Source organism: Gimesia sp., from assembly GCF_048262075.1.
Lineage (GTDB): Bacteria > Planctomycetota > Planctomycetia > Planctomycetales > Planctomycetaceae > Gimesia.
Genome location: NZ_JBLXFK010000019.1, coordinates 32,167 through 45,668 on the forward strand (window position 1 = coordinate 32,167; position 13,502 = coordinate 45,668).

The window sequence follows — 13,502 nt, forward strand, 5'->3', positions numbered from 1 at the left end:
ACTTTCATTATAGAATCTGATAACGGGATTGCCTGCTGTGAACCAGAACCGTGAAACTCAATGTGCTCATTCTCTTTTGCTGGCTTCGCTTGCTTTGTCTCTGTTCCCGATCCTCGCATCTGCAGATCAATCCAAAACAGAAACGGTGGCAGAATCACAGAAGGCTCCTGCCAGTTACCGGGAATTGATTCTGTCTCATAAACCAGTGGCATACTGGGGTTTCGAGCAACGCGAGCAAAATGGTTTCAACAGCCAGTCTATGCGCGGGCAGGATGGGTCAGAGTCTGCAAAACCCCTAACGGCACTGGTGAGCGGGAAACGGGTAGATCTCGCCGCAGGACCCCGGCCTGCTGAATTTCCTTTGTTCGATGCTAAGAATCAGGCGGCTGCTTTTCAGCCCGGCAATGGATTTCTGCGGGTTGTTGATCCAGGCGAAGAGAGCATTTTTGATTTTGCCGCCGGGGATGCGATTACTCTGGAAGCGTGGATTAATCCCAATTCCACGAAGTCCGGACAATACTACTATATCATCGGGAAAGGCCGTACGAATCGCAAAGGAGTCTCTCGAGACAATCAGAACTATAGCCTGCGATTAACCGGCTCAGAAATCAGTTTTCTGTTTTGCACCCAGCCTGAGAAGAAAGGGGGAAAACCGATCTACCACCGCTGGACTTCTACCGGGGGCGGAATCAGTACCCATAACTGGCATCACGTGGCCTTGACCTGCGTCTTCGGGAAAAAGAAAAGCCTGAAAGCCTACATTGATGGTCAGCCTGTTTCCGGGAAATGGGATGTTGGCGGTGACACCACACGATCACCTGTGGTGGATAATGATGAAGTCTGGATTGGTTCTTCGATGGGCGGTTCAGTGAATAGCTCGTTTAATGGACAGTTGGATGAAGTAGCTCTCTATCGTACGGCACTGACTGCCAGTCAAGTGGCATCACACTTTAAATATATCACCTCTGATCCGCAGATCGACTGGGCCACGATTCCGGAAGATCGCGTCAGGGTAGATATTCTGGAAGGGATTCCGAATAAGAAATCCTGGAAGTTTCGGCCACCTCGATTTGCGGAAACATTCACGCAACCACACTTTGCTTTGATTGAAATCCCTAACCGTTATTCCGAGCGTGGTTTGAAAGTAGATCGGCCGGATCCATTCCTGGTGCGGGCAATGTCTCGAATGACGCTCCCTCAAGGTAAAAAACGGATTCTGGTACGTGCTCGCAATGCTGCGCGACTCTATATTGATGACAAGCTGGTGGCAGAAACCGGTTTCCACAAGATTACCAGCAGCGGTCACGACATTGTCTATGATGTCGATCTGAGCCTGGCGCCAAATATTCGTCCATTACACCGGGGGGATACGGAAAAAGTTGTCGAATATAACGGCGATGGTAAGCTGCACCGCATTCGCTTCGAGATGATCGTGGGTGGTTCTCGGCATCGTCCCGATTTCGGAGAAACAGCCGTTTTTATTGGTAATCCTGGTGAAGATTTTCAACTTCTGACTCCGTCTGATCAGGTCGTAATGCTGACTGACGAGGATTGGTTACCTTTCGCACGCCAGTATCGCCACAATCAAATCGCTGTGAATGCAAAGCATCGTCGCGCCGCATCACAGAAAGAAGACCAGTACTGGGAATCGCGGCATCAGATTGCGAAAGCAGATGCTCTCAGCCAGCCTCAAATCAAAGTACCCGCAGCAGAGAAGGGACTGCGGGCGAACAACGCCATCGATCACTTCATCAATCAGCGTCTGGCGAAAGAGAAAGCTGATCAGGCTCCGTTACTCGGCGATCTGGCTTTTCTAAGACGGCTGTCCCTCGACACAACAGGAACCGTACCTGCTCCAACTCAGATCAGTGAATATCTGGCCGACGATCCTAAAACACGTCGTGCGAAGGCAATTCAACGCTTGATCAATGATCCCGCCTGGGCCGACAACTGGGTCGGTTACTGGCAGGATGTGCTGGCGGAGAACCCAAATATCCTCAATCCGACATTGAATAACACCGGTCCCTTCCGCTGGTGGATTCACGAATCGTTTTATGACAACAAGCCATTTGACCGTTTCCTGACCGAGCTGGTCATGATGGAAGGCAGCAAGTATTTCGGCGGTCCTGCCGGTTTTGAAATGGCATCGCAAAATGATGCTCCGATGGCGGCCAAAGCACATATTATTGGACAGGCCTTCCTCGGCTTGAATATGAAATGTGCCCGCTGTCACGATGCGCCGTTCCATGACTTCAAACAGCGAGATCTATTCAGCCTGGCTGCCATGCTGAAACGCAACCCCCAGGGTGTTCCCAAGACCAGCTCTGTGCCCGGCTTTGATTCCAAGTCGAATTCGATGCTGATTTCAGTGACACTGTTACCGGGAGAGAAGGTGACGCCACAATGGACCTTTGAAGAGCTGGTCAAGCCAGGCACGTTCCCGCAAAATTATCTGCGGTCTCCCCAGGATACGCGTCAACAACTGGCCGCTACAATTACTTCGCCGCAAAATAAACGATTCGTGAACGTGATTGTAAATCGCGTCTGGAAGCGGTATCTCGGCCAGGGGCTGGTGGAACCCGTGGATGACTGGCAAGGTCAGGAGCCTTCGCACCCTGAACTGCTGGAGTATCTGTCACAACAGTTTGTGATTCATGGCTATGATCTGAAATATCTGGCTCGATTGATTTTCGAGTCGGATCTGTATCAACGACAGGCAACGACGGACATCAACACAATTGAAGGCATGCTCGATACGACTTATCACTTTTCTTCGCCCGTTTTACGACGGATGGAAGCCGAGCAGATTGTCGATTCGCTGTTTATGATCTGTGGAAAACCACTCGACGCCGGCCGGATGTGTATCGACATTGATGGTGCCCGCGACTATCACAATTCACTGGACCTGGGATCGCCGCGTCGCGCCTGGCAGTTTACATCACCGTCCAATGAACGGGATCGTCCCAGCCTGGCGCTTCCGTTTGGCCAGCCTTTTATTACTCTGATGAAAACGTTCGGATGGCGTGATACACGTCAAAGCCCTGTTACGGTTCGCGAATCTACCTCGACCCCCCTCCAGCCGGCAATCCTTGCCAATGGCATCTTGGGTCGGCGGTTCACGCGTCTTTCTGATGACAGTGATTTCACGGAACTTGCTTTACAAGATGTAACACTGGAGGCTTTGATCAAAGCGACTGTCATGAAAACATTGACGCGAACGCCGACCACGAAAGAGTTCAATATGTTTAAAGAGCTGCTGCAGCCTGGGTATGCTGAGCGGGTGAATCCGCAGGCTGAACTTGTCAGCCGCGAGCGATTACCTCGAAATCTGGTGGGCTGGTCAAACCATGTGAACCCTCGAGCCAATGAAATTAAAGTGGAGCTTGAGGTGGCGGTCAAGCAGGGGGATCCACCGACCCGACGTCTGAATGATGACTGGCGAAAACGCTATGAGGACATGCTTTGGACTTTGTTGAATTCCCCCGAGTTTATCTTTGTGCCTTAATTGATCTCTTTTTTGATCAAATAATGGTTTTTCATCCGTTTGAGTCATTTTTTGTATTTAAGAGCAGAAGACGCGGATACTCACAAAAAAAGGGGAGAATTTCTTAAAAAGTTCATAAATTGAACAATCCGGGTATAATTTGCAGTGAGATCAACCAGGGTCTCGGTATATTAGAATAAGTCACGATTTATGACATAAATACATTCTTGTGTACAGTAATGTTTGTCGGGTCTGGAATCTCTGGATTCTGACAAAACTCGCCTGCTGTGACGTCTCTACTGAGAACCTGATTATCTGGAATTGCCCACTATGAACCACCTGGCATTCGTTAAGCGTTCCCTTTGCCTGCTGAGCCTCTCGCTCGCCCTGCCTCTCTCTGCGAGCCCCTCCTACGCTCAAAAAGAGAAAAGCCCTAAATCTCCCCCCGCCAGTTACCGGGAGCTGATTCTTTCAGACCAGCCGACACTCTACTGGAATTTTGAGACCGTCGCTCCGGAGGGTTACAGCAGTGTAGTGGCTAAGAAGGCAAAAGCCGAACCAGTCAAAGCCCTCGTCAGCGGTAAGCTGGCAAAGCCTGCAGCCGGTCCTCGCCCTTCCGAATTCCCTTTGTTCACAACTAAGAATCAGTCGGCATCGTTTGTGCCGGGAGATGGTTTTCTGCGGGTGGTTGATCCGGGTGAAAAGAGTATTCTCGATTTTACTGCCGGGGATGCGATCACCCTGGAAGCATGGGTGAATCTGAACTCCACTAAAGCGGGGCGCCATTATTACATCATTGGAAAAGGGCGAACGAACCGCAAAGGGGTAGCCCGTGATAATCAGAACTATGGGTTCCGAGTCACCGGCTCTGAGATCAGTTTTCTGTTTCGGGGACAACCTGAGAAGAAAGATCAGAAAGCCGATTACCATCGCTGGACTTCAAGTGGAGCCGGGATCAGTGCTCACAACTGGCATCATGTGGCTGTAACTTATACCTTCGGAAAAAAGAAAAGTCTGAAGGCATATGTCGACGGTCAGCCTGTTTCCGGGAAATGGGATATGGGCGGCGATACAACGCTGGCCCCCGTTGTGGATAACGACGAAGTCTGGATTGGTTCTTCGATGGGCGGTTCAGCAAACAGTTCGTTTGATGGTCAGATGGATGAGCTGGCTGTTTATCGTAAGGCGCTGACTGCAAAACAAGTCGCATCTCACTTTAAATATCATGCACCCTCTCCGAAGATTGACTGGACTGCGATTCCAGAAGATCGTGTCAAAGTGGATATCCTGGAAGGGATTCCTAATAAGAAATCCTGGACGTTCCGTCCTCCGCGACTGGCAGAATCATTTACACAACCACACTTCGCATTAATCGAAATTCCCAATCGTTACTCCGAACGGGGTGTCAAAGTAGATCGCCCCGACCCTTTTCTGGTTCGTGCCATGTCGAGTGTCGTGATTCCGAAAGGGAAGAAGCGGATTCTGGTCCGAGCCCGGAATGCTTCGCGATTGTATATCGATGAAAAACTGGTCGCTGAAACCGGCTTCCATAAAATTTCCGGTTCCGCTCACGGTCATGTATTCAAAGTAGATCGCAGCCTGTCTCCCCATATTCGACCGCTGCATCGAGGTGATCAGGAAAAAGTTATCGAATTTGCAGGGGATGGAAAACCACATCGAGTCCGCTTCGAAATGATTGTCGGCGGCTTTCGACATCGTCCCGATTTTGGTGAGACTGCTGTTTTTATTGGTGAACCAGAACAGGACTTTCAGTTACTGACACCCGGTGATGAAACCATCATGCTGACGGATGCTGACTGGCTGCCTTTCGAACGCGCGTATCGATACAGCCTGATTGCTGTGAACGCAGAGCGTCGTCGCGTCGCATCACAGAAAGAAGACCAGTACTGGGAATCGCGACATCAGATCGCGAAAGCAGAAATTCTCAAGCAGCCTCAAGTCAAAGTGCCATCCGCAGTGAAGGGACTGCGGGCGAACAACGCCATCGATCACTTTATTAATGAGCGGCTGGAAAAAGAGAAGGCGCCACAGTCGCCACTCCTTAGTGATCTGGCTTTTCTACGACGGTTGTCTCTGGACACGACGGGAACGGTTCCTTCCACAGAACAGATCAGCGTTTATCTGGCTGACGAACCAAAAACACGACGTGCCAATGCAATTCAACGTTTCATTAATGATCCCGCCTGGGCAGACAGCTGGGTTGGTTACTGGCAGGATGTACTGGCTGAAAACCCGAATATTGTCAACCCGACGTTGAACAACACCGGACCTTTCCGCTGGTGGATTCACGAATCGTTTTATGACAATAAGCCTTTCGACCGTTTCCTGACTGAACTGGTCATGATGGAAGGCAGTAAGTATTTCGGTGGTCCGGCCGGGTTTGAAATGGCATCGCAGAATGATGCCCCGATGGCGGCCAAAGCACATATCATCGGCCAGACGTTTCTGGGACTGAACATGAAGTGTGCCCGCTGCCATGATGCTCCCTTTCATGATTTCAAACAGCGTGACCTGTTCAGTCTGGCCGCTATGCTGAAACGCAGCCCCCAAGGGGTTCCCAAAACCAGTTCTGTACCCGGCTTTGATTTCAAATCGAATTCAATGTTGATCTCAGTCACTCTGCTGCCTGGCGAGAATGTGACACCCAAATGGACGTTCGAGGAACTCGTCAAACCGGGGGCCTATCCGGAAAATTACCTGCGGTCTCCCAAAGACACGCGGCAACAACTGGCGGCTACAATTACTTCACCTCACAACGAACGTTTTGCGAATGTGATTGTGAACCGCGTCTGGAAGCGGTATCTTGGACAGGGACTGGTGGAACCTGTGGATGACTGGGATGGCCAGGAACCTTCCCATCCGGAACTGATGAAGTACCTGTCACAGCAATTTGTTCTTCATGGCTACGATCTGAAATATCTGGCACAGTTGATTTTTGAGTCGGATCTGTATCAGCGAGAGGCAGCCACCGATCAATCAAAAATCGAAGGGCTGCTGGATACGACCTATCATTTTTCTTCACCGGTCCTGCGTCGTATGGAAGCCGAGCAGATTGTCGATTCGCTGTTCGCGATCTGCGGGAAACCACTGGATGCCGGTCGGATGTGTATTGATATTGATGGGTCCCGTGACTATCACAGTTCACTTGATCTGGGAGCGCCGCGGCGTGCCTGGCAGTTCACTTCACCCTCCAATGAACGAGATCGGCCCAGTCTGGCACTGCCTTTCGGGCAACCCTTTATTACTCTGTTGAAAACCTTTGGCTGGCGTGATACACGACAAAGCCCGATCACAGTTCGCGAATATGCTTCCACAGCGATTCAGCCGGCCATTCTCGCGAATGGTGTTATCGGCAAGCGGTTCACCCGTCTGTCTGACGACAGTGATTTCACTGACCTGGCATTACAGAAGCAGTCACTCGAAACGTTGATTAAAGCGACTGTCATGAAAACGTTGACACGTGAACCGACCGAAAGTGAACTGAAACTCTTTGTCGAACTGCTGCAGCCTGGTTATACAGAACGTGTTAACAAGGATGCAAAGATTGTTTCACGTGAGCCACTGCCACGCAATCTGGTGGGGTGGTCAAATCATTTGAGTCCCGAAGCCAATGAAATCAAGGTGTCCCTGGAAGCATCCGTCAAAGAGGGGGATCTTCCCACAGAACGCTTGAACGTGGACTGGCGCAATCGCTATGAAGATATGCTCTGGACGTTGTTGAATTCTCCGGAATTTGTCTTCGTACCATAATCAAACTTGATCCTGACTGATAAACCAACCTGCAACTTTAATCATAAGAGTCAATCATGAACGCATTTGAATCTACTCGTCGCGACTTTATAAGACAGGCTTCGCTCACTGGTCTGGCAGCATCTGCATTGGGAACTCCCTGGCAGCAGTTGCTGGCCTCTGAAAAGCACGCTGATAAAAAACATGGTGCGAAAAAACTGCCAATGCCGGTTGGTAAAGCCGAGCATTGTATCATGATCTGGCTGGGCGGCGGTTCGTGCCACATCGATACCTGGGACCCGAAACGCAAGGGTGATCCCAAAGCCAAAAAAGCCGGTTCCTACTACGATTCAATTCCGACTGCGATCAAGGGAACCGAAGTTTGCCAGCATCTTTCCAAATGTGCACCGATTCTCGATCGATTCAACATTGTGAGATCGGTGCACCATGAGGTGATCGACGAACATGCGGCTGCCACAAACCGCATGCATACAGGACGACCGACAACTGGAACGATTACCTATCCTTCAGTCGGTTCCGTGGTGGCGCATAAACGGGGATCTGCGAGTGAACATGCTCCCGCGTATGTGCTGATTGGATATCCCAACGTGACGCGTGGTCCCGGGTTTCTGGGTAGTGAGGCGGGTTATATTTATCTGACCGATACCAGTGCCGGCCCGAGTGGCTTCACACGGTCTTCCCGCGTGAATCAGAGTCGTCAGGACCGTCGCGAACGTCTGCTGACGAAGATGCGGGCCGAATTCCGCCAGAAAAGTGTAGGAGGTCAGGCGATTCAGGATTATGACCAGTCGGTGGCTGAGGCGTTGCGTCTGTCGGGGCCTGAGTTCATGAAAGTCTTCCAGCTGGACAATGAAAATAGTGATCTCCGCAACTCTTATGGTGGTGAGTTCGGCCAGCGCTGTCTGCTGTCACGTCGTCTGATTCAATCAGGCGTGCGGTTCATTGAAGTCTCGCATAATCTGAACTTTGTGAATGGTACCGGCTGGGACACACATAACGATGGCCAGCTCAATCAGCATCTGCTGATCAAGGAACTGGACTCCGCGCTGTCAGCGCTGGTACTCGACCTGGAGCAGAATAAGCTACTGGATAAAACGTTGATTGTTGTTGCTTCCGAATTTGGACGTCCGGCGAAATTCGATTCCGGCGGAGGACGCGGGCATCAGTCCAAGGCTTTCAGCGTTGTTCTGGCTGGCGGCGGACTGCAGAATGGAAAAACAATTGGTGTGACGAATGAACTGGGTGAAGAAATCGTTTCCCGCCCGGTTTCTGTTCCTGATCTGCATGCCACAATTTATGCTTCTCTGGGTATTGACCCCAGTGAAGAACTCTTTGCCGGCGATCGTCCCGTGCCGATTACCGATATGGGCGATCCTGTTCGAGAACTCTTTTCATAAGCCCGCAAGACTTATAAATCTAATACCAGAGAACCAGGATGGCTTGAAAATGGCCATCCTGGTTTTGTTTCCGGGTCGTTCTGACGGGAAAGCGTTCCTGTCTTGGCTGACATCTGCAAGCTGGCTGTGTATTCTTAATTGATGAAGAATCCAGTCATAGATGTTTCAGCTGAGAGGTTTATTATATGCCGCCCCGGTCTTCGCATTTTGCCATCATTGCTGCAGTGGTCCTGTTTCTGGGGATGCTGGCCTTGTTTCTGACACTCAAGGCACCACCGGACCGGCAAAATGGTCCAGTTGAAATTGACCCAATAAGCTATGAGCGGGCAACCAGACTGCTGCAATTGAAAAATGAAGGAGTCGCTTACCTGGAGAATGAAAAGTATGACGACTCTGATCGTCTGTTGGAACAATTGGCAGAAGAGCTACCCACAGAAGAGATTGGTTTTCGCAATTTAACGATTTGTCGTCTGCTGCAACTGACGCCTGAAAAATTAGCCCAGGAGCCGGAAGGGGGGAAACTGAAAGAACAGGCTCTCCATGCCTTGAGTCAGTTGATACAAATATCTCCCGAGTCTGTCGTCAGTTCAATCCTGTCTGCTCGTATTTATGCAGCTCTAGGGAAACCGCTCCAGGCGCAGGAAGATCTGGTCCATGCGACAGAATTGAAGCCTGAAGATGCCGCCATCTGGTTTGAGTTGTCGCAGGTGCAAAAGCAGGATTCTGATGCGAAAGTTCAATCGATGGCGAGAGAATCACTGGCTAAAGCATGGGAATTGCAGCCTGATAATCTGTTTCTGACGCTGGAGTATCTTCAAGTCACAGCAGAACAACAGACAGAGCAGGCGACTGCTGTATTTGAGAAAATCAACACGCTGGCGGCTCCCCTGGCAGTCAGCGTCAAAAATCATACACGCCTGGATTTAAATCAGCTGATTGAGGATTCGCTGACAGCGATTAAAGGCGGGAAATGGAATGTGGTACTCCGAAACGCGCGTATCTTGAGAAATGTGTTGATTGCGGAAGATCTCGTCAAAAGTGATCGTCGTCGCGTGGAACAGAACCCGCTGGAGTTTGTGATTCATGACTTTCCTCCTGCGTTCTATCAGGCAGTCGAATGGCCGGCACAACAGAAGCCTCGTACAGTGGAATTCGCTGAAGCACGTCCGCTAACATTTTCTCCAGCGCTGTCGACTGACATCAAGGATCTGCAGGTTGCTGATTTTAATCTGGATGGAAAGCCCGACCTGATTGTGCTGACAGCCAGGCAGGTTGCCGTTTATTCTCAGACCGGGGAGATCTGGGAATTGATTACACAGAGTGAACTGGAAGGCGATTATGCGGAGGTTATGGACGTCGATCTTGACGCTGATATACAACGAATGTCACAACCAGAAGCAAGAGAGAAATCAGCACCGACAGTCTTTCCCATTTCGCCGGCGCGCGACGCCGATCTGGATCTGGTGGTGAGTGGAAAATCGGGTGTCAAAGTCTTTGAAAATCAGATTGATTCGAAAACGAGCAAACGTACGCTGGTCATGAAAGCACAGTTGGAAACGTTAGATACGTTAGCGGACGTATTTGCTGTCAATTTCTCTGATTTGGATCATGATGGTGATTTGGATCTGGTCGCTTCTACGGACAAGGGGCTTTCACTCTGGTCGAATCGGGGTGATTTTTCGTTTCGAAATATCAGCGACCAAAGCCAGTTGCCTCCTGCGGATCTGGCTGTCACTTCGATGGTACGCGTCGACTGGGACCGGGATGTGGACCTTGATCTGATCCTATGCAGTCGTTTGTCGAAGCAGGCGGGCTACCTGGAAAATTTACGACATGGTCGGTTTCGCTGGCGCTCCTTTTCTAAACTCGAAGCAGATGACGGGCCGACAGCGAATCAGTTTGAAGAATGTATACTGACGGACTTTGACCGAAATGGTTCCTGGGATTTGATTGGCGTGCGCCAAAATGAGCTGATGCTGGCTGAAACCCGGCGGCCCAAGCCGGGCAGTGTGCAGATTGCTTCAGTCCAGAAAATCAGGGAAACCGAGCCTGTCGACTTGCAGGGCAACATGCTGCAGACCGGTGACCTGAATAATGATGGCGTACTGGACGTGGTAGCTTTGAACTCAACCGGGTTACAACTGCTGCTGGGAACCGCGGAGCAGAGAACAGAGCAGACCGCGTTTGTGACAGATCAGGAGCTCACTTCAGCGAAGCCCGTTCAGAAATATCTCCTTGCCGATCTGAATCAGGATGGCAACCTGGATGTAATCACGGTGGCACGCGATGAAATTATCTATCGGCAGAACAAGGGAAATGACTATCATTGGATTGATGTTTCACTGCGGGCCGAGCAGATTAAAGGGGAAGTCAAATCTGCCAGCGGACGCGTGAATCATTACGGCATCGGCAGTCTGCTGGAATTACGTAGCGGCACGATATACCAGCCTCAGATTGTCGCAGGGCAGTCTACACATTTCGGACTGGGTAACCAGAGTGTCGCCGAAGCGATTCGCGTCCTGTGGACCAATGGAATTCCCGTCAATATTATTAAAGCCAAAACCGATCAGCGGATTTATGAGAAGCAGACGTTGATGGGGTCCTGTCCTTACCTGTATACATGGGACGGGGAACAGTTTTCCTTTTATACCGATCTGCTCTGGGCAGCTCCCATCGGACTGCAGTTTGCGCAAGGAGTTGTAGCGCCTTGCCGTGACTGGGAGTATCTCAAGATTGCAGGAGACCGACTTAAGCCGAAAGACGGTGTTTATGAACTGCGGATCACCGAAGAACTCTGGGAAGCGGGCTACTTCGACACCGTGCAATTGACGGCAGTCGACCATCCTATAGGTGTGGAGATATTTTCCAATGAAAAGGTCGGGTCTCCCGATCTGGCGGCTTTTAAAATCCATACGGTTCAAAATCGACAGACACCCCGCACCGCCGTGAATCAGCGTGGTCGCGACGTGCTGCCTGAAATTAAGGATGCGGACAATGTGTATGCGAAAACATTCGATGAAAAATATCGACAGGGGCTTACGGAAGAGCATGCGCTGGAACTGGATTTGAATACAGAGGCAGTCAGGATCGCGAAAACAGCTCCACGGATCAAACTGTTTCTGACCGGCTGGATTTATCCGACCGATACCGGGATCAATCTGGCGTTATCGGAGAATCCCTCGATGCCTTCGCCGCGACCTCCTTCACTGGCAGTACCGGACAAAAATGGCGCATGGAAAACCATTCAACCCTTCATGGGTTTTCCCGGTGGCAAGACCAAAACGATTGTTGTCGATTTGACCGACCGGTTTCTGACAGACGATTATCGTGTGCGTATCGAATCGAATATGGAGTTCTACTGGGAACAGGTCTTCTTTACTTTAGACGAAACAGCTGCTGAAACTGTGACACAATTGTTACCGCTGGAATCTGCAGTACTGCAGTACCGGGGGTTTTCTACGCCTCTCATCCATCCAGGCAACGGGCCGGAACGCTATGATTATCAAAGTCTGTCGACTGGTATCCAGTGGCCGCCGATGCAGGGAGGCTTTACCCGTTTTGGTGATGTGAAAGCGCTGGTGGAATTGGCAGATAATCGTCTGGTGATTATGGGCTCAGGGGATGAGATGCGGCTGCGGTTCAAAGTACCCGAATTGCCTGTCAAACCAGGCTGGAAGCGTGATTTTATTCTACATAATGTGGGCTGGGACAAGGATGCAAACCTGCATACGATCCTGGGTCAGTCGGTCGAACCGCTGCCGTTCCGGGAGATGCAAAGTTATCCTTATCCAACGGAAATTTATCCGGATGAGCAGGTGTTGAAGTCAGATAAGGAAGTGTATCACACCCGTCATCAAAACACCGCCCGATTCTGGAATGCTCTGCTGAAACCCTGAGCGTGAATTCACGAGTGCAATTGCCAGCCTGATTCGGTAAAATGCGGACTGATTGACTCACTTTGGTTTTTAATCAGGTTTGCTATGATGCCAGCTCTCTTTCGTTGTTGTCTTTTTCTCGTGCTTTTCTGTGCTCCTGAAATGGTACAGGCTGCGGAGATGTTGTATCCGCTCTCTGTAGCAGCAGCTGACAAAGATACCGTCTACGTGGCGGATCGCAAACTGCCTGGCATCTGGAGTGTTGAGAACGGCAAACCGACCAGCTACTTTACCGGCTCTAAAGTCTTTCGCACACCATTAAATGCGGTTCGCTGCGTCGCGATCGATAAAGAGGGACATGTCATCGCGGGTGATTCGTCGACACGGGAAGTGTATCGTTTTGAAAAAGCGGGCGCGAAGCCCCAACCGCTCACCAACGGGGGAATTGGGATTCCCATGGATGTGGTAGTGTTAAAGAACGGGGACCTGCTGGTATCGGATCTGGAACTGCATCAAATCTGGAAAGTTCCCGCCGCGGGTGGCAAACCGACCCTGTTTGCTAAAGTCGAGGCACCCCGAGGGTTGGCGCTGGATCAGGATGAAAACCTGTGGGTCGTTTCCGGGACCGCTGACCAATTGTTAAAAGTCAGTCCGGAGGGGAAAGTCTCCGTTGTTGTGAAAGGTCGACCGTTTAATTTCCCGCATGACGTGGTAGTACTCGATGATGGTTCGGCGATTGTCAGCGACGGTTATGAGAAAGCACTCTGGAAAGTTGCCGCCGACGGAACTACTGAAAAATGGGTGGCCGGCGAGCCGTTCAAAAACCCGGTGGGCGTCACCCGCCAGGGGCAGAACATTCTGGTTTCTGACCCGCATGCGAAAACGGTCTTTTCCATTGATCCTGAGAAAAACATCAGTGATCTTTTGAAGTCGAAATAATCGTTCAAAGACGACACATCAGCGACAATTACATGT

Annotated in this window: 5 protein-coding genes; all 5 read left to right on the forward strand. The window is 50.6% G+C overall.

Features of this window, described 5'->3' with window-relative positions:
• Positions 1–37 precede the first annotated feature (37 nt).
• Positions 38–3,505: a DUF1553 domain-containing protein gene (locus tag ACN0YH_RS25325; protein WP_417382391.1), complete on the forward strand. Its 3,468-nt coding sequence runs from the start codon at positions 38–40 to the stop codon at positions 3,503–3,505.
• A gap of 309 nt (positions 3,506–3,814) precedes the next feature.
• Complete coding sequence (locus ACN0YH_RS25330) at positions 3,815–7,255, forward strand: DUF1553 domain-containing protein (RefSeq protein WP_417382392.1); 3,441 nt, start codon at positions 3,815–3,817, stop codon at positions 7,253–7,255.
• Positions 7,256–7,311: 56 nt separating this feature from the next.
• Positions 7,312–8,652, forward strand: a complete 1,341-nt coding sequence (locus ACN0YH_RS25335; protein WP_417382393.1) for a DUF1501 domain-containing protein — start codon at positions 7,312–7,314, stop codon at positions 8,650–8,652.
• Between the two features lie 185 nt (positions 8,653–8,837).
• Entirely contained in the window at positions 8,838–12,548 is a 3,711-nt protein-coding gene (locus tag ACN0YH_RS25340; RefSeq protein ID WP_417382394.1) for an FG-GAP-like repeat-containing protein, read from the forward strand.
• A gap of 159 nt (positions 12,549–12,707) precedes the next feature.
• Positions 12,708–13,466, forward strand: a complete 759-nt coding sequence (locus tag ACN0YH_RS25345) for a hypothetical protein (protein ID WP_417382395.1) — start codon at positions 12,708–12,710, stop codon at positions 13,464–13,466.
• The last annotated feature ends 36 nt before the right edge of the window (positions 13,467–13,502 follow it).